This window comes from Salinibacillus aidingensis, from assembly GCF_055393355.1.
The window spans coordinates 3,471,294-3,489,009 of sequence record NZ_AP043759.1 but is presented as its reverse complement, the minus strand read 5'-3'; the positions used below and the strand labels follow the sequence as shown (position 1 = coordinate 3,489,009).

The following is a 17,716-nucleotide window of genomic DNA, read 5'->3' as shown; positions in this document are numbered from 1 at the left end:
AACTATTATATCTGAATATTACATCTTTATACGGATTTATTCAAGTCATTACCCTAACATACGGACGATATAAACTTCTTCACAAAAGCCTCTTAAACTGTTATACACCCGTTCTGCCCGGGATTCTTTCTGTGTAAGACCAAAAATGGTAGGGCCGCTTCCGCTCATCAGTACATTGTCGGCACCTGACTTTAGCATTTGATACTTCATCCGTTTTACTTCCGGATAATTTTCCATGGTAACGACTTCTAATACATTCGCTAATTCTTGGCAGACCGTCTGATAGTCCTGATCCGTAATGGCCTGGATCATACTGTCTGTTTGTACCTGATTGATATGGTTTTCTGTTAAATTTCCGTAAATGGTACCCGTCGAAATACCAATTGCAGGCTTGGCTAAGATCACCCAGCATTTCGGGGGTGCAGGCAGAGGTTTGATTTGTTCCCCTCTTCCTTTTGCAAGAGCTGTACCTCCATAAACACAGAAAGCCACATCAGAGCCGATTTCTGTCCCGATTTCAGCCAGTTCCTGCTGCGTTAAATTTAAATCCCACAATTGATTTAAGCCTCGTAATACCGCAGCGGCATCACTGCTGCCACCAGCCAGTCCTGCTGCCACCGGTATTTGCTTATAAATCCAGATCTTTACACCTTTTGTAATATTAAACTTTCCCTTTATTTTTTCGGCAGCCTGATAAGCTAAGTTACGATGATCATCAGGAACAAATCGCATTTCGGATTGTACTTGGATCGTATCTGCTTCTACCTCCATTATTTGTATCTGATCGTATAAATCTACAGTCGTCATAATCATTTCCACTTCATGGTAACCGTCATCTCGTTTATGTAAAACATCAAGGGTTAAGTTAATTTTAGCGGGAGCCTTTTCCACAATCATACGCTCTCACCTGCACTTTCTCACGTATTCAATTATCAGTCTTTAAATTGTAACATAACTTGAGAAAGCTTGACGATAAAGGGAAACTTCCATCAGTGGGGGGTTTTCTCCATCCCCCACTGATGGTTCGTTGAACTTATCAGGATATTACGGCCAGTTAATACGTAATAAACCCATTAAATGGAAGAAGGTATCCAATCATTTACTCTTATTATTCTTAAATTCAGTGGGATAATAAGAATGTCGTAAAAACTTTTGATCTTCGAAAGGGGCTGGGAACCTTGGGCAGACGAAGAGGGATTATGTCAGACCAGTTTAAAGAAGAGATCGCTAAGGATTTAGGTTTTTACGACACGGTGCAGAAAGAAGGCTGGGGCGGTATTCGTGCCAGAGATGCCGGAAACATGGTGAAAAGGGCCATTCAAATGGCAGAGGGTCAGCTAACCAACGAAAACAAGGACAGGTCTTAGTACCTGTCCTTGTTTCTGTATGTACTCCCTAGCAGGTCATATAGAGAACAGCTGATAAGTAAAAAAGCAGTAAACCACGGTTTACTGCTTCCTCAAGCCATTTTACTAAGGTCATCCACAAATGATAATTCTACAGTTTCGGTTAACACATCAGCATAGCTGTAAGATACCCGCTCAAAAGAATTTTCGTCCTGATCCAGTTCAACGATGAAAACAGCCGGATATGTTTCAGCTAAAATGCCACTGCGTTTAATGGTTTTTCTACGGCCACCATTTGCCTTTAAGGTTAGCCTTTTCCCAATACGTCCATCCAATAATTGCTTAATTTCCGCTAATGTTTTTGGCAATTCACTCCACCTCACTGTTATTAATAATAACACAAACAACGCGTTTAGTCAAAGAAAATCTTACATTATATCAGCTACTTGTTGTCTATGTCAACGCATAATGGACTATTCCTTCTTATTTTTCCGAAAACAGGCATAAAAATGCATAAAAAATACAATTATTCGACTTTGCTGTACATTTCCTGACTTTTTATAACATTTCACGAATCCAGGCTAATAAGGGCGGATCTCTTCATCCTCACCGTCGTCCGAATATGGCATACCTGTTCGAAATAATCCTTTCGTTTCCACGCCGCCAATACCTTTTTCACCGGTTAGTGTATTCCGGAGAACATCCCAGACCTGAATATGATCCATAAAGGAAGTAAAACCGATTTTGGCTGCAATATAAACCGGGTCCAGAGCATGAATATTAATCCTGGATGGAGAGCTCGCAAAATTAGCTCCTGCCCGGATTAACGATTCAAAATGGGATTGACATGCACCGGCAAAAATAACGAGTTGATCCAGGTTAGGCATATACTCCCGGGCTTTCCGAACCGTGTCCGCAAAATATCTTGAATGGCGATAAGCTCTTAAATCGTTCTTATCTCCCTTATTTTTTGAAAAGGAATCATGGCCGGTGATCACAATCATATCCGGCTGGATTTTTTTCAATAGGGACTGGATTTGATCAGGCATTTCCTTTTCATAAACATGAACCCCATGCACCTGTAGTCCAAGCCGCTGATACAGGTTAATACATTTTTTCAGAAAGATTGGATCACCATCTATGTGTAAAATTCTAGGAGGTATCTGGAAGTGTCTGATTTCTTGGTTATATCCGCTCGTCGTCTCATGCTCCCTTTTTTTGCGCATCAGTTGGTAATCCTGTCTAAACAGACGGAAGGAATAATCCTCTTTTTCCTTCTCGGCCTTTTTTCTTCTGGTTAATTCCTCCCGTTCGACCATCACCAGGTCATCAGGTGCTGCGTCAGCCTCCAGACGATATTCTTCTCCATAAAGCTTCACAAGCTCGTTTTCCACGGATTGAACACGGAACAACAGATCATGCTGATAAGATATTCTTGTTACAATGTCTCCCTTTTGCCACTTCATAACGAATCCTCCTCGAAATAAACACGAACTCCTACAATAGCTTATTTTAAGGAGAATTAAGGTGTGACAGTTATCCAGGGATTGCAGAAAGGTGTTTTGAGGCAGGAGTGGATATACACTTCAAAAAACATGCCCTCAGAGCCAATGCAAAATATAAATATCTATAAGAAATCTTTTAAAAAAGGATTGCCCTGAAATTCAGAACAATCCTCTGCTATCCATTACTTCCTTAGATATATTTTAATTCACATACGTATAAAGCCCATTGGCCAGGCTCGCAAATTCTTCAATGGACAGTGACTCCCCCCGTCTCCGCCCGTCAATCTGAACCTTATCCAATATTGCTGAAATTTCATCCTTTGACATTTGACCTTTAAAATGCCGACTGAGATTATTCATTAATGTTTTTCTTCGCTGCCCAAAGGAGGCTTGTACAAGGTCAAAGAAGAAGGATTCATTTTCCACGTAAACCGGTGCCTCTTTACGCATCTTGAGCTGCAAAACGGATGAGTCCACATTAGGCTGTGGCATAAACGCTGATTTAGGAACATTCATAACGACCCTTGCTTCCGTATAATACTGAACCGCTATAGATAATGAGCCATACTCCTTCGTATTGGGCTGTGCTGACATCCGTTCAGCTACCTCTTTCTGAATAAGCACCGTAATATCCGTGATTGGCAATTGATCCATCAGCAGTTTCATTAATATCGGTGTCGTAATGTAATACGGTAAGTTGGCGACGACCTTAACTTCCTGATCAGGAAACCGCTCCTTAATAAAGTGCGTGACATCTGTCTTTAAAATATCCTGATGAATAACGGATACGTTAGAATAGGGAGAAAGTGTATCCTCTAAGACCGGAAGTAATCGCTGGTCAATTTCAAATGCCAGCACTTCCTTGGCCTGCTTAGCGAGTTGCTCTGTTAAAGCACCAATCCCCGGTCCTATTTCAATAACTCCTGCAGCTCCAGTCACTCCGGCATTCGTCACCAGTTTTTCTAAAATATTGGAATCAATCATAAAGTTTTGACCCAGGCTTTTTTTAAATGAAAATCCATATTTATTCAAAATCTCCTTCGTTCTTGAAGGAGTGGCAATTGGCTTTTGGTGTTCCATTTATTGTTCCCCCTGCAATATCTCTTCCATAGCTGATGTAAAATCAGATCTTGAGACTTGAAACATATTGAGACGCTTTTCCAGCTGCTTGGCATTGGTAAATCCTATTCTTAGTTTGTCTCCTAACTTCCTTCTCCTATCACTCGCTTTTGGATTTCCAACAAGTCCGAATTCAAGCAGGTCTGCCTTCGTAAAAATATTGTCTGGTTTCTCGGTTAACTCATATACATTGCTTAAAGCCTCGCGAATAGCATCCGGAGAAGCATGTTCAATACCGAGACCTTTTGAACTTATTGCCTCTTTTCGTGGCAAAAATGCATGCTTACAGCCAGGCACGTTTTCCTCTATAATACTGCGAATACGCTGTCCAGGATAATCCGGATCGGTGAACACAATGACCCCACGTTTTTCCTGAGCATGCCTGATTTGATTTAAGGTTGATTGATTGATGGCAGAACCATTTGTTTCAATAGTATCTGCATTGACGGCTCTTCTTACAGCTGTTGTATCATCTTTACCTTCTACTATAATGATTTCCCTGATGTACACGTCTGTTATCCTCCTGTACTTCCAGTCTCTATCCTTTTAGAATAAAGCTTTTATAAGCAAAAGAAAAGACAGAGGGGTCATCCTCTGTCTTACTTATATACCTTCACCTTTACTTTACGGTGTCCATAACCGCCATTATATTTACTGGAATGTTTAAATAAATCAATACGGCTTCCTTTAATGGCTCCGCCTGTATCTCCGGCTACAGCATATCCATAGCCTTCAACCCATACTTTAGAGCCTAGTGGGATAACATTTGGATCTACAGCGACAACCTTTTTATTTGGTGCATTACGCAGATCAATACCTGTGCTGGTGATACCACTGCAGCCGTTACATTTTTCTGTATAGACAGTGGCAGTCATCATATACTCCTCAACAACCTCACCATTATCACCACGGGAAACGGTCGGAGTCGGACCTGCTGGCTTCGTTCCCATAGCTACAATTTGATCCTGACTCTCTTTTTCTACTTGTTTATCAATAAGTTCCCGATCCACTTCTTCACCATTTTCAAGTGTCACTTCATAACGCTTGGTGACAAGACCTTCCTGACCCTCCTGTATGACCTTTCGCTGGCCTTTGGTCATGGAGTCATCACTTCTGGTTGTAGTACCATACTCTACGTTTTCTTTTACGACGTCTTCTACAACTTCAACTCTCGTTATATCAATAGAATCACTTTTGGCAATTAACTGATCCTTTTTCTGCTTTAATTTATCGTTGTCATCCAGTTTAATCTCTTCCTGCTTGAGAAACTCTTCTACCGTATCTGCTGTTGTCCAGACCTTTTTCTTCTCTCCGCCGTCATTTAAGGTAATCTGGAAGGCTTTATCAACCTTAATCTCCAGTCCTTCTTTGACCTCATCCGATTTTTCAACGGAAAGCTGATCATGGGAGTTAAATGTAATCTTTTTTTCCTTTAAAAACTCACCAATGGTCTGTGCAGTCGTATAATATTGATTAGATTGATCGTCTACTTTTACAGTAACCTGTTTTGCTTTTGTATAGGCTACTTTCATTCCCTGCTCGATGGTTTCACTTGTTTCCGGATGTATTTCATCATAGTTATCTACTTTTATGTCTCTGCTGCTTAATAGCTCTTCTACAGTATCAGCGTGTGTACGAACTGATTGCTCTTCACCATTGATTACCAGAACAACATCTTTTTTCGTTGTTTCATAGATTAGAATCCCCAGTGAGGCAACGAGCACAATCGTACTGGCTACCATCATGACCATCTTCCTGTAATTTTTCACAAAAGATGATGCACGACTTAATAGGTTTCGCATATCTGCTTTTGCCTCCTTTTGTACGCAGTGTCTGATATAACCACATACAACTTGTCAAACATTAAATGTCCGGCCAGAAAATGAAAAGGAGCCAAACCTGTGCTTGACTCCTTAAATATTATTGGTTTTTCTATGATTTTTAAACACCTTTGGCCCTTTTTTAATGGAAATGTAATAAACAAAGGAGGTTTTGTAACATTCTCTTAATCTTCTATCCTAAAAAATTCCTTGGCATTTTTTGTTGTTATAGTTGCAATCTCATCATAGGATAACTCTTTTAATTCAGCGATTTTTTCGGCTACCAGTTTCACATAGGCAGGTTCATTCCGCTTTCCTCTGTACGGATGAGGGGCTAAAAACGGACAATCAGTCTCAATCAGCAGACGGTCTAGTGGAACCATTTTCGCTACTTCCTTTGGTTCCTTGGCATTTTTAAACGTCACAATTCCTCCTAATGAGATATGAAAGTTTATATCCAGACAGCGCTGGGCGAGCTCAGGTGTAGAGTTGAAGCAATGCATGATGCCGCCAATTTCCTTTGCATTTTCCTCTTCAAGGATTTCAACTATATCCTCAGTAGCTTCACGATTATGAATGATGATAGGCATATTCACCTTTTTAGCAAGAGAAATCTGCTTTCTAAAGACTTCCTTTTGCACATCATGAGGGGATTTATCCCAATGATAGTCAAGCCCCATTTCACCCAGGGCGACCACTTTAGGGTGAGAGGAAAGCTCCTCAATCCAATTCAGGTCCTCATCTGTCATATCTATGGCATCAACAGGATGCCAGCCCACCGCAGCGTAAATCGTATCATTTCGCTCAGCAATTTCAATAGCTTTTGGAATGGTTTCCCGGTCAAAGCCGACAATGACCATATATTCGACACCGGCATCTCTTGCACGTTTCATAACTTCTTCACGATCTTCTTCAAACTGCTCTACATTTAAATGGACATGTGTATCAAATAACATCGTCTCACCTTCCTTATAGAAATCATACTTGCCGTTAGTAAAAAAAGGCTAAGTGCCAGGCACCTAACCTTTTTCAGTTATTTTACTTTTGCTCCATTTGGAAGCGTCTGATCTACACTGGCTAAGGACAGGTTTCCCTGATCATCCTCTCCGGCCAGGATCATCCCCTGAGAAAGTTCTCCGCGGAGTTTTACAGGCTTGAGGTTCGTTACACAGATAACCTTCTTCCCTTTCAAATCTTCAGGAGAGTAATGCTGAGCAATTCCAGAGACCACCTGACGTTTTTCTGTGCCTAAATCCAACTGAATACGGAGCAATTTATCAGCCTTTTTCATTTTTTTAGCCTCAGTGACTTCCGCAACCCGTAAGTCAATCTTCATAAAGTCATCAATGGTAACCTCTTCCTGCTTCTCTTCTTCTTTTTCCTCATTCTCACTCTCTTCAGGCTGTGCAGAACCTGTCATCATATCCCTTATCGCCTGTACCTCTGTCTCCGCATCCAGACGAGGGAAAATAGGCTGATCCTTTTGAACTTTGGTTCCAGCCTGAATCATACCGAATTGAGAAAGACTATCCCAGGATCTCAATGCTTCATCCTTAATACCAACCTGGTTAAAAATCTTGTCCGGCGTACTTGTTAAGAATGGCTGAAGCATAATCGCGATATGACGAATGGATTCTGTCAAATGAGCCATCACATTCCCAAGGCGTTCCTTTTTGGATTCGTCCTTGGCTAAAATCCATGGAGTGGTTTCATCAATATACTTGTTGGTTCGGCTGACGAACTTCCATAAATCAGCCAGGGCAATTGAGAATTGCATATTTTCCATGGAGTCCTCAACTTTATTTTTCGTCTCAATGGCAAACTGTTCGAGCTCCTGATCCACATCTTCCTCACCATTTTTTAAAGCAGGAATTTCCCCGTCAAAATATTTGTCAATCATAGCCACGGTACGATTTAGCAGGTTACCTAAATCATTAGCCAAATCAAAATTGGATCTTTCTACAAACCCTTCAGGCGTAAAGACACCATCAGAGCCAAATGGAACCTCTCGTAATAAATAATAGCGAAGCGAGTCTAATCCATAACGATCAATTAAATCTACCGGGTCAACTACATTCCCTTTTGATTTGGACATTTTACCGTCTTTCATCAGTAACCATCCGTGGGCAAAAACCTTCTTAGGAAGAGGAAGGTCTAAGGCCATTAACATGATTGGCCAATAAATCGTGTGGAAACGGACAATCTCCTTTCCTACTAAATGAACATCCGCTGGCCAATACTTCTGATAGCGTTCGTCATCATCGGTTCCATAGCCCAGAGCGGTAATATAGTTCGTTAACGCATCAATCCAGACATAGATGACGTGCTTCGGATCACCAGGAACTTCAATTCCCCAATCAAAAGTGGTTCTGGAAACAGCTAAATCCTCCAGACCAGGTTTTATGAAATTATTAATCATTTCGTTCTTACGTGTTTCCGGTTGTATAAATTGAGGGTTATCCTCATAAAACTGTAATAACCGATCCACATATTTGCTCATTTTAAAGAAGTAGGATTCCTCTTTCACTAATTCAACCGGACGTCCACAGTCAGGGCAGTTTCCATTATCCAGTTGACGTTCAGTAAAGAAGGATTCACAAGGAGTACAATAATAGCCCTCATATTGATCCAGGTAAATATCACCCTGATCCAGCAACTGTTTAAAGATTTTTTCAACAATCCGTTTATGCCGGTCCTGTGTTGTACGAATAAAATCATCATGGGAAATATCCAGCTTATCCCACAGAGACTGAATTCCGCCTACAATGTCATCCACATACTCAATAGGGGAAACCCCTTCTTCCTGTGCCTTGCGCTGAATTTTCTGCCCGTGTTCATCCGTTCCTGTCAAATACATGACATCATAGCCACGTAAGCGTTTATAACGAGCCATCGCATCCCCGGCTACAGTCGTATACGCATGCCCAATATGTAAATTTCCACTGGGATAATAAATCGGCGTTGTAAGATAAAACGTATTTTTTTCCTCAGGCACTTCCTTTACCTCCTTAGCTTATCGAATCATTCGAAAAAATGAATCCATCACTTGTATAGCCTATTACGGTTACCTTTATACTTTACCATTTTAACGCTTTAACCTCATGATTTCCATACCTAACAGACTACTATACATAAAGTGAAACTTCAATCTGAAGCCTTTTATAAACTTCAGATTGTTAGTTGAACTTATCAGGTTCTTACTGACTGTTATCCCCTCTCTTCTCCAGGGAGATTACAGTCAGTTATACGTGATAAAGTGAAACTTCAATCTGAAGCCTTTTTATAAACTTCAGATTGTTAGTTGAACTTATCAGGTTCTTACTGACTGTTATCCCTCCCTTTTCCATGGAGATTACAGTCAGTTAAACGTGGTAAAGTGAAACTTCAATCTGAAGCCTTTTTATGAAGTAAGGTTATTCTGATAAAATTTTTAAATTATGAGGTTTAACTTTCCTTTCACAGGGTAATAAAAGACATGTAAATAAATGTTTTATTCAAGCAATAAATGCCAGACAAATCAATTGACAGACATTGTCAGCCAGTGATAAACTTTATGTCGAAAGTTGGCGAAAGAGAAATAAAACACATAAAAAATGATCGAGAGGGGAAATGTACATGAAGTCCACAGGAATCGTACGTAAAGTAGATGAGTTGGGCCGTGTGGTTATTCCAATTGAATTGCGTCGCACACTGGATATCCACGAAAAGGATTCTTTAGAAATTTACGTAGATGATGATCAAATCGTCTTGAAAAAATACGCGCCATCAAATACTTGCCTGCTGACAGGGGAAGTATCTGATGATAATATATCTTTTGCTGATGGGAAGTTAACCCTAAGCAAACAGGCTGCTGAACAATTATTAAGCGAACTTAAAGATAAAGTTGACGCATAGTCTTCAATTGGTTTGGAATGGGAAAAAGGGTTGCCAGTTCATGGCAACCCTTTTTATGATTGATGAAAGATTTGATAAACCTCTCTTTTCTGCATCCCCCTGTCCTTTGCCGTCTGCTTTATCGCATCCTTATTTGTCATATTCTGATTTTGGGTATATGCATTCACATGATCGATGATAGAGAGGCCTTCCCACCACTTGTCCTCTTCCAGTCTGTCTTCATCGGAACCTTCCACTACAACACAAAATTCTCCCCGTATTTGTGCTTCCTCACTGCCTAACCACTGTAAAACCTCCTGGCTCGTCCCCCTGATATATTCCTCATAACGCTTCGTAAGTTCCCTTGCCAGAACCATTCTGCGGTCAGATCCCAAACTGCTTTCCAATCCTTTTACCGTTTCTTTTATACGATGGGGAGACTCATAAAAAACAAGGGTTGCCTTTATGTATTTCAAATCATCCAGAACTGCTTTTAACTCTTTCTTTTTCCGTGGCAAAAACCCATAAAAATAAAACTGTTCGGCCGGTAATCCTGAGCCTATTAAAGCACAGAGAGCAGCATTGGCACCTGGTAATACAATAACCCTTCCCATCCGATTGGCTTCAGCTATAATTTCAAAGCCAGGGTCGGAAATCACAGGCATACCTGCATCACTCACTAACGCTACCTGTTTATTGGCTTCCATAAATCCGACAATTTTGTGACCAGCGCTTTCCTTATTATGCTCGTGATAGCTCATCGTCGGCGTGGATATTTCAAAATGATTCAGCAGCTTTTGGGTCTGTCTGGTATCCTCAGCAGCAATAATATCCACTTCCTTCAATGTTCGTAATGCACGAAATGTAATATCCTCCAGGTTTCCAATCGGAGTTGGAACAATATAAAGGACACCTTCCTCATGGTTTTCATAGCTTTTTTGAATTTGCATGGTTTTCCTGCCTTTCCTGTCTATCTATTGCCATACAAAATTTCCTGTAATTCCTCTGTATATTCGTTCTCCTCATTGTATACATACAAAGGAGGTAAAATCCTGATATCAGCTTTCCCATCCCGAGTTCCTTCTATTAAAAGGGTGTTCGCTTCCCTTCCGAATTTAGGATAAACCAGCTGAATTCGTTTGGGTTCCAGGCGGTATTTCCGAAAATAAGTGATTAAATCCACTAAACGACCCGGGCGATGGACCAGGGTAACCTTACCCCCGGGACGAACGAGCTTGCTGCAGGATTTCACTACATCCTCTAAATTCCCGTAAATCTCATGCCTGGCAATCGCCTGATAATCATTGAGATTTCGCCCCTCTTTGGTTTGCGTTTGAAAATAAGGGGGATTGCATGTTACAACATCATACGTTCCATGCCCCAACGTTTCAGGCATATCACGCAAATCACCTTTCACCATCTGAATTTGTTCATTCAGCTTGTTCAGCTCTACATTACGCATCGCCATATCATGCAGCCGATTCTGAATTTCCACACCTGTAATCTTTGCTTTTGAACGCCGGGAGAGCAACAAAGGAATAACCCCATTTCCGGTGCATAAATCCAGGATATTTCCCTTTTTAATCGGTACATATGCAAATTTCGATAATAAAACCGCATCTAATGAAAAGGCAAAAATAGTCGGGCTTTGAATGATGCGCATATCCTCTTCTGATAATAAGTAATCCAGTCGTTCATCATCCTTAAGCATCACGCTTACCACGAACCTCTCTTATGTAATACCATCCCTTGCCGGCGTTCCGACAAAGGGTACAGAAAAGCTGAGGCAGCTGCCTCAGCTTTTTTTATTATATAGCAAATGGTAAAATTGAGCCATTGTGGATAAAAAATCGGAGAAGCCACGACCAGCTCCAGCGACCGGAAACCAGCAGGACTTCCTTCCATAAACGACTGTGGAGCCGCAGCTGGACACACACGGGCACTTCCGCCTATGTTCTTAAGCCTGTTTATTTAAAAATAAGAGGCAAAATAAACAATCCTCTTCTCCTCGTGGACTTCCGAAATGCACGTTGCAAATGTGGAAGCCTTCTTCATATATACGGGCCAGGTTATCATAGCCTTCCCCTACAGCACTTTGGGCTGTTTCTTCGTCATCAGGTACTCCTTTTTCCTTATCTTTCTGTTCTACGTTTTGGTCCTGCTCTGATTCCAACCTTTTGCGTAAGTGATGGTTTTCTACTGAAAGATGATGATTTTCCTCAATGAGTTGAACCAAGTTTCCTTTTAATTCACCAAACTGTTCATGTAGTTCACCAATTTGTTTTTCCAAATACGTAAATCGATCAAATAATTCCTTTTTATTCACGCTGGTTCCCCACCCCATTACTTTGTGGCTTACGTAGATACAACTCCTTCGTTGATCAGCTCTTTCAATGTATATTCAATCACTCGTGTACCATCTTCAATTTCAATTTGAACAACACGATCTAATATGTTTAGTCCTACGACTTTTCCTGGGCCATGAGGTGTATCTATAGGTTCACCGATATCCGGCAATTCCTTCTTTGCCTGTTCGTAATCGTCATTTTCATACTTTAAACAGCACATTAAACGACCACATAAACCTGAAATTTTAGCTGGATTCAAGGATAGGTTTTGATCTTTTGCCATTTTTATTGATACGGGTTCAAAATCTCCTAAAAATGTTGAACAGCAAAGCATTCTTCCGCAAGGGCCGATACCACCCAGTAATTTAGCCTCATCACGAACACCAATCTGCCGTAACTCAATTCGTGTTTTAAATATAGCTGCCAGGTCCTTAACCAAATTGCGGAAATCGACACGTCCATCGGCTGTAAAGTAAAAAATAACCTTATTTCGATCAAAGGTATATTCTGCATCTACAAGCTTCATATCCAAATCATGATGAGCAATTTTTTCGTTGCAGACCTCATAGGCTTCCTGTGACTTATCTTTATTTTCTAAAACGGTTACTTTATCCTTATCATCAGCAACACGAATCACTCTCTTTAAAGGAAGGACAACATCCTCCTCATCAACCTGTCTGGGTGCAATCACTACTTTCCCAAATTCAATGCCACGCGCCGTTTCAACAATAACATAATTATCTGTCGTTAATGGCAGACCATTTGGGTCGAAGTAATAGATTTTTCCCGCCTGTTTGAACCGTACTCCGATAACTTCAACCATTTGATCACCTCTGTAATTGAAGCACTAATTCCTCCATGACAAGTGCAGGATTTACATTTGCCTTAAGTTTATTTTTGGCTTCAGATATTTGCTTTAACGCTTGCGTAGCCTGATGACGAGATAAAGAAAAGGAGAAATTTTCAAACTTCTTCTTTTCGTCTGTATATATAATGGCTTCTTCTCTTTCTATCGTATAGGAAACAAAATCACGATACCAAATGAGTAATAAATCCAAGCCCAATTGGTTCTGTTCCTTATCCTGAAAATGGGGCAACCATTGTTGATGAAGAAAAAGAAACGCTTCATCTTTTTCTTCTAATAGTACCTTTATTAATTTTATCACTATACTTCGGCCTTTAGCAAACCAATCATCTTCAGCCATCATCTGAGCTTCCTCTAAATCATTCGTTAACGATGCCGTTAATTTTCGAAAGGATTCACTCATACCACTGGCTGCCAACTGCTTTTCCAACTGATCTGTATTTAAGGATTTAAACGACATAATCTGGCACCTGGAACGAATCGTGTTAAGAATAGATTGTCCATTTTCCGTCAAGAGAATGGCTAATGTGCTTCGTTTAGGCTCTTCCAGGAACTTTAATAATTGGTTTGCAGCATTCGTCGTCATTGTATCAGCCGATTGCAGAATATATACCTTTTGATTGGATTCCAGACCTGTATAGGTGAATTCCTTTTGCAGATGAGCAATTTGCTCCTTTTTAATCGATTGACCATCAGGGACAATCATATGGACATCCGGATGATTTCCAGAATCAATCCGCCTGCAATCGCGACACTCATCACACGGTTTATAATCCTCTTTATACTGACAAAAGTAGCTTTTGGCTAATAATAAGCCTGCTTCCTTTTTACCCGTGCCTTTGGGTCCCTGGAATAAATAGGCGTGGGAAATTCTCCCCTTCTTAATACTGTTTTTCAGCATTTGAGAGACAATTGGCTGAACAGCTTCAAACTCACTCCATGTCTTCACAATCCGTCACTACTTTCTACGTATATAAATTCACTAATAATCCTTTGATTTCACCTATTTGCTCTAAAATGTCCATCGATTTTTTTTCCTGGTCAAAAACAGAGTCTGTTAATTCAACCAATTTTTCATCAATCGTATCCACCGTCGTCAACTTCCGGCTTTGTCCGTTCATCGAGAAATTCCTCGTCTGCTTTAAATCTAAACCGTATTGAACAGTCTCTTTTACAAATTGTTTGACTAACCCCTTAAATTTGGATAAGTCTTTAAAGGAACGAAAACGAGCTACTTTATCCCCTTGAGCCGTTATTTGCTCCAGCAGACGTGTCAGCTCTGTTTCCCTCATCTGCTGCTGTTCTGTACGAATAGCGGAATGAAAGCTGTTCCCTTGTACCGATTTTAATGGTGGATTTTTTTGTGAAGGATCTAACTGCGAACGAATCTCCTGGCCTATCTTCAAACCCACGCCCTCCTCATTCTCAATTTAAAATTGATAAAATGCATCAACAGGCAGGACAAATACCGTTGCTCCGCCGACTTCAATTTTAACAGGTTTAGGAATATAAGAATCTGCATTTCCGCCCATTGGTGAAATCGGTGCTACCATTTGCTCCCTGTGACTGCAATTCTTTCTGATAATATCAAGTGCAGGATCCACACGATCATCATCCACACCGATGATTAATGTGGTATTTCCCTCCCGTAAAAACCCACCTGTTGAAGAAAGCTTCGTTGTCTGAAAGTTCTCTTCTGACAGAGCGTCGGTTAAACGGTTGACGTCCTTATCCTGCACAACAGCAAGTAATAATTTCATGGTTTTTCCCTCCTTGTCCTTTCCGGGCCGTGAACCCTTTAAAATATGAAATAACCACAAATACCTACCGCTCAGGTTGTTACATCTATTTTATCATATTTTCCTATAAACAAGCTTTACAATATACAATGATTCTGGAGTGATTTACTGGGAAAATCAGGACTTGCAGAGTGAATAGAAGAGTTAAAGAAGTAAAATCGCAATGGTTATAGGCCTAAAATAGAAGGCCTATATTATACCATATGAACGATTCGTAAAATGTTGATTATCTTAAATATGCATCTAATTCCTTTAATGAGGCTTCCAAAACCTGTTTAAAAGGTTGTCCCGCATCAATACGTCTAATTCGTTCAGGAAAGCGGTCAGCGATCAACTGGTAGCCCTCATATACCTTTTTATGAAAGGACAGATCCTCTAAATCCAGCCGGTTCTGTTCTCTTTCAGCATTTCCCTGTATTCGTTCCATCCCTTTTTCAGGCGGTATATCTAAGAGAAAGGTTACATCCGGCATACAATCCTGAATGGCAAACCGGTTAATATCATAGACATCCTCAATCCCTAATCCTCTTGCGTAGCCCTGATAAACCAGACTGCTGTCAATGAAACGGTCACACAATATAATAAACCCTTGTTCCAGCTTTGGAATCACCTTTTCTGCCAGATGTTGTCTTCTGGCAGCCGCATAAAGGAGGGCTTCCGTGCGTGCATCCATTTCCGTATGGGAGCGGTCCAGAATAACGTCACGTATTTTTTCCGAAATCTTTATCCCGCCAGGTTCTCTGGTCTTAATGGTTTGATAGCCTTTTTCAAGTAGCTTTTCGTTTATTTCTTCAATAATAGAGGTTTTACCTGCTCCCTCTCCACCTTCAAAAGTAATAAATAGTCCTTTCACTTGTTCATTCTCCTCTGTAGTTATTCAACAAAAGTTCGTAAACCTTTTTGTAAATCATTACTTTCAGATTGTATATGCTGTCCTGCCTTTAAACGGGGCATAATAACTTCCTTGTGCCAGCGTTCTATTCGTTCTCCCTTAATAAGCAGGGGAATACCTGGGGGATATGGAATAATCATTTCTCCTGCAGGCTTTCCAATCGCATGCTCCCAGGCAACCCACATATTATCCATTTCCTGTAAATTCCTTAATGAATAAGGAAACTCGCTTATTTCAGGAGGTTGAACAGCTGTTACTTCTATTTTACCATGTCCCTTCACCCTTTTTAATTGATGATCGAAGTTATTTACAACATGAGGTATTCTTTGTAGATCTCTTTCATTCATGCCCAATCCTGAAATAAGAAGGAGCTGGCTTGTTGTTGCTAATTCCGGATAAACCATATGCTGTTCAAACGTATGCAGTACTTTCTGCGCCTCCAAATCTGGGTGAATTTGCAAAGTGATCTTTAATGGATCATCCACCTGGTTATAAACAGGTACTACATCCCAAAGCGGGGATTCATCCAACATACTCCTGATTTGGTGAGCATGGGCAATCATCTGTTTAATCTGCGCTTCATCTATATGGGCCAAAAAATGCCTTGCTAAATCAAGCGAGGCCATCAGTGGATAGGAAGGACTGCTGGATTGTACCATTTGCAAATAGTGTCTGATTTTATCCTTTGATACCAGTGCTGACTGAAAATGCAAAAAGGAGGACATAGTCATGGCCGGAAGCATTTTATGAGCGGAATGTACAACAATATCGGCACCTAATGAAACGGAAGAAGGCGGAAATGGATCGCCTAAAATAAAATGAGCTCCATGTGCTTCATCTACGAGAACAGGTAATTGATATTGATGAGCAGCTTCGATCATAGGCTGAATATTGTATGTATGGCCAAAATAATCAGGATAAGTCAGAACCAGTGCCTTTGCATGGGGATAGGCAGCTAAGGCTTCATAAACAGTAGATGCATTTATTCGGCTGTAACGTCCGGTTTGTTCCTCATAAACCGGGGAAATAAAGACAGGCTTAGCCCCAGCCAGCTCAATAGCGTTCATAATAGATTTATGACAATTACGCTGCACAATAATACAATCCTCTGGCTCACACACAGATAAAATCATAGCCAGATTCCCCGCTGTTGTTCCTCCGACTAAGAAAAAGGTTGATTCAACCCCGTACAATTGAGCCGTTAACTCCTGGGCTTCCTTAATGGCAGATTCCGGGTGATGCAAATCATCCAATCCCGTAATCTCTGTTAAATCATAAGGCAGTATCGACTTAAATACATCATATCCCTCATTCGAAAAAATCATTCCGTTTTTATGACCAGGAACATGAAACGAGGATGCATCTAAACCTGCGTGCTTCAATAATACTTGAAATAAGGGTAACTGACTTTGGGAATCACTCATATAAATAAATACTCCTTAATGATGATATACCTAATTTCGATTGTACGATACTAATACTAGCATGGAAAATTTAAGTTGTGAAATGGAGGCCGTTATGAAACCTCTCAATCACCAGGCCGATATTTTCATTGTATTTATTTCGTCAACTATATACCTGACCGATCCCAATGCACAAAACAATGAATAGGATAGTAAAAATAATAAACATGTATAGAAACTATTAGATTAGGAAATGATAGAAAATGGAGGTGGGGAAGATGAGTGAACAAACCATAACTAAAAAACTATGCAACGTTTGTAATCAGGAGAAAACCAAAGGTATTAAAGTATATACGGCATTTATCTGCTCAGACTGCGAGCAGGAAATGATCCAGACTGAACCAGGTGATGAAAACTATCAGCACTTTGTCGATAAGCTGAAGGTTATTAATCAATTAACACAGTTTTCATAGATAAAGTGATCAATGGGGGGATTCTCCATCCCCCACTGATGGTTAGTTGAACTTATCAGGAATTTACCGGCCGTTTATCCCCCACTTACTCTTGGTGGGGTACCCTCAAGACTTGAAGTGGGGAATTACGGCTAGTTAATGCGTGATAAATTGTAAAGAAAGAGAGCAATTATTCCGTTAGAAAATAATAAAAAACAGGAAATAATACAATTAATGAAAAGCTCCCCCTAAGTCAACAGATTGAACTGCTGCTTAAAGGGAGTACTTTTTATG

Annotated in this window: 20 protein-coding genes; 3 read left to right on the top strand and 17 right to left on the bottom strand. The window is 40.4% G+C overall.

Translation table 11 applies throughout. From position 1 onward, the window contains the following. Positions 1-48 precede the first annotated feature (48 nt). Entirely contained in the window at positions 49-897 is an 849-nt protein-coding gene (ispE, locus tag ACZ5OK_RS17830; RefSeq protein ID WP_343843918.1) for a 4-(cytidine 5'-diphospho)-2-C-methyl-D-erythritol kinase, read from the bottom strand. A gap of 281 nt (positions 898-1,178) precedes the next feature. Here ispE and ACZ5OK_RS17825 point away from each other — a divergent pair, with 281 nt between their 5' ends. Beyond that, positions 1,179-1,367, top strand: coding sequence for a small, acid-soluble spore protein, alpha/beta type (locus ACZ5OK_RS17825; RefSeq protein WP_343843916.1), 189 nt, complete (start codon positions 1,179-1,181; stop codon positions 1,365-1,367). A 92-nt stretch (positions 1,368-1,459) separates the two neighbouring features. On the opposite strand, the gene veg is transcribed toward ACZ5OK_RS17825, so the two are convergent. The 7 genes from veg to metG form a co-directional block, all read right to left on the bottom strand. Next, on the bottom strand, positions 1,460-1,714 hold the full coding sequence (gene veg / locus ACZ5OK_RS17820) for a biofilm formation stimulator Veg (RefSeq protein ID WP_044153556.1): 255 nt from the start codon (positions 1,712-1,714) through the stop codon (positions 1,460-1,462). Between the two features lie 213 nt (positions 1,715-1,927). Next, complete coding sequence (gene yabG, locus ACZ5OK_RS17815; RefSeq protein WP_343843913.1) at positions 1,928-2,812, bottom strand: sporulation peptidase YabG; 885 nt, start codon at positions 2,810-2,812, stop codon at positions 1,928-1,930. A gap of 240 nt (positions 2,813-3,052) precedes the next feature. Next, positions 3,053-3,931, bottom strand: a complete 879-nt coding sequence (gene rsmA / locus ACZ5OK_RS17810; RefSeq protein ID WP_343843910.1) for a 16S rRNA (adenine(1518)-N(6)/adenine(1519)-N(6))-dimethyltransferase RsmA — start codon at positions 3,929-3,931, stop codon at positions 3,053-3,055. Further along, positions 3,932-4,480 carry a ribonuclease M5 gene (gene rnmV, locus ACZ5OK_RS17805; protein ID WP_343843908.1) on the bottom strand — a complete coding sequence of 183 codons (549 nt, stop codon included), beginning with the start codon at positions 4,478-4,480 and terminating at the stop codon, positions 3,932-3,934. A gap of 89 nt (positions 4,481-4,569) precedes the next feature. Next, a complete protein-coding gene (locus tag ACZ5OK_RS17800; protein ID WP_343843905.1) occupies positions 4,570-5,772 on the bottom strand; it encodes a ubiquitin-like domain-containing protein in 1,203 nt (400 codons plus the stop codon). Positions 5,773-5,975: 203 nt separating this feature from the next. Then, positions 5,976-6,746: a TatD family hydrolase gene (locus tag ACZ5OK_RS17795; protein ID WP_343843902.1), complete on the bottom strand. Its 771-nt coding sequence runs from the start codon at positions 6,744-6,746 to the stop codon at positions 5,976-5,978. A 77-nt stretch (positions 6,747-6,823) separates the two neighbouring features. Further along, complete coding sequence (gene metG, locus ACZ5OK_RS17790) at positions 6,824-8,785, bottom strand: methionine--tRNA ligase (protein ID WP_343843900.1); 1,962 nt, start codon at positions 8,783-8,785, stop codon at positions 6,824-6,826. Positions 8,786-9,405: 620 nt separating this feature from the next. On the opposite strand from metG, the gene ACZ5OK_RS17785 reads away from it, so the two are divergent. Continuing rightward, on the top strand, positions 9,406-9,684 hold the full coding sequence (locus ACZ5OK_RS17785) for an AbrB/MazE/SpoVT family DNA-binding domain-containing protein (RefSeq protein ID WP_044153545.1): 279 nt from the start codon (positions 9,406-9,408) through the stop codon (positions 9,682-9,684). A gap of 53 nt (positions 9,685-9,737) precedes the next feature. Here ACZ5OK_RS17785 and rsmI read toward each other — a convergent pair whose 3' ends face one another. From rsmI to ACZ5OK_RS17740, 9 genes are all read right to left on the bottom strand, one after another. Next, entirely contained in the window at positions 9,738-10,613 is an 876-nt protein-coding gene (gene rsmI / locus ACZ5OK_RS17780; protein WP_343843898.1) for a 16S rRNA (cytidine(1402)-2'-O)-methyltransferase, read from the bottom strand. A 20-nt stretch (positions 10,614-10,633) separates the two neighbouring features. After that, a complete protein-coding gene (locus tag ACZ5OK_RS17775) occupies positions 10,634-11,374 on the bottom strand; it encodes a tRNA1(Val) (adenine(37)-N6)-methyltransferase (RefSeq protein WP_343843895.1) in 741 nt (246 codons plus the stop codon). 246 nt (positions 11,375-11,620) lie between these two features. Beyond that, positions 11,621-11,989: a DNA replication initiation control protein YabA gene (yabA, locus tag ACZ5OK_RS17770; protein ID WP_343843892.1), complete on the bottom strand. Its 369-nt coding sequence runs from the start codon at positions 11,987-11,989 to the stop codon at positions 11,621-11,623. 29 nt (positions 11,990-12,018) lie between these two features. Beyond that, complete coding sequence (locus ACZ5OK_RS17765) at positions 12,019-12,834, bottom strand: PSP1 domain-containing protein (RefSeq protein ID WP_343843889.1); 816 nt, start codon at positions 12,832-12,834, stop codon at positions 12,019-12,021. A 4-nt stretch (positions 12,835-12,838) separates the two neighbouring features. Further along, positions 12,839-13,825, bottom strand: a complete 987-nt coding sequence (gene holB / locus ACZ5OK_RS17760) for a DNA polymerase III subunit delta' (RefSeq protein ID WP_343843887.1) — start codon at positions 13,823-13,825, stop codon at positions 12,839-12,841. 16 nt (positions 13,826-13,841) lie between these two features. Beyond that, positions 13,842-14,288: a YaaR family protein gene (locus ACZ5OK_RS17755; RefSeq protein ID WP_343843885.1), complete on the bottom strand. Its 447-nt coding sequence runs from the start codon at positions 14,286-14,288 to the stop codon at positions 13,842-13,844. Between the two features lie 18 nt (positions 14,289-14,306). Further along, positions 14,307-14,636 carry a cyclic-di-AMP receptor gene (locus tag ACZ5OK_RS17750; protein WP_044153537.1) on the bottom strand — a complete coding sequence of 110 codons (330 nt, stop codon included), beginning with the start codon at positions 14,634-14,636 and terminating at the stop codon, positions 14,307-14,309. A gap of 265 nt (positions 14,637-14,901) precedes the next feature. Further along, positions 14,902-15,528 carry a dTMP kinase gene (tmk, locus tag ACZ5OK_RS17745; protein WP_343843881.1) on the bottom strand — a complete coding sequence of 209 codons (627 nt, stop codon included), beginning with the start codon at positions 15,526-15,528 and terminating at the stop codon, positions 14,902-14,904. Between the two features lie 20 nt (positions 15,529-15,548). Further along, complete coding sequence (locus tag ACZ5OK_RS17740; protein WP_343843878.1) at positions 15,549-16,991, bottom strand: aminotransferase class I/II-fold pyridoxal phosphate-dependent enzyme; 1,443 nt, start codon at positions 16,989-16,991, stop codon at positions 15,549-15,551. A 257-nt stretch (positions 16,992-17,248) separates the two neighbouring features. Here ACZ5OK_RS17740 and ACZ5OK_RS17735 point away from each other — a divergent pair, with 257 nt between their 5' ends. Then, positions 17,249-17,443 (top strand): sigma factor G inhibitor Gin, encoded by a 195-nt coding sequence (locus ACZ5OK_RS17735; protein ID WP_343843875.1) that lies wholly within the window; start codon positions 17,249-17,251, stop codon positions 17,441-17,443. Positions 17,444-17,716: the final 273 nt, after the last annotated feature.

Bases quoted from the DNA above. Each gene is read 5' to 3' on its own strand.
- ispE (WP_343843918.1), bottom strand. From the start codon at position 897: ATGATTGTGGAAAAGGCTCCCGCTAAAATTAACTTAACCCTTGATGTT.
- yabG (WP_343843913.1), bottom strand. From the start codon at position 2,812: ATGAAGTGGCAAAAGGGAGACATTGTAACAAGAATATCTTATCAGCAT.
- rsmA (WP_343843910.1), bottom strand. From the start codon at position 3,931: ATGGAACACCAAAAGCCAATTGCCACTCCTTCAAGAACGAAGGAGATT.
- ACZ5OK_RS17800 (WP_343843905.1), bottom strand. From the start codon at position 5,772: ATGCGAAACCTATTAAGTCGTGCATCATCTTTTGTGAAAAATTACAGG.
- ACZ5OK_RS17795 (WP_343843902.1), bottom strand. From the start codon at position 6,746: ATGTTATTTGATACACATGTCCATTTAAATGTAGAGCAGTTTGAAGAA.
- ACZ5OK_RS17785 (WP_044153545.1), top strand. From the start codon at position 9,406: ATGAAGTCCACAGGAATCGTACGTAAAGTAGATGAGTTGGGCCGTGTG.
- rsmI (WP_343843898.1), bottom strand. From the start codon at position 10,613: ATGCAAATTCAAAAAAGCTATGAAAACCATGAGGAAGGTGTCCTTTAT.
- ACZ5OK_RS17775 (WP_343843895.1), bottom strand. From the start codon at position 11,374: ATGCTTAAGGATGATGAACGACTGGATTACTTATTATCAGAAGAGGAT.
- ACZ5OK_RS17765 (WP_343843889.1), bottom strand. From the start codon at position 12,834: ATGGTTGAAGTTATCGGAGTACGGTTCAAACAGGCGGGAAAAATCTAT.
- ACZ5OK_RS17750 (WP_044153537.1), bottom strand. From the start codon at position 14,636: ATGAAATTATTACTTGCTGTTGTGCAGGATAAGGACGTCAACCGTTTA.
- ACZ5OK_RS17740 (WP_343843878.1), bottom strand. From the start codon at position 16,991: ATGAGTGATTCCCAAAGTCAGTTACCCTTATTTCAAGTATTATTGAAG.
- ACZ5OK_RS17735 (WP_343843875.1), top strand. From the start codon at position 17,249: ATGAGTGAACAAACCATAACTAAAAAACTATGCAACGTTTGTAATCAG.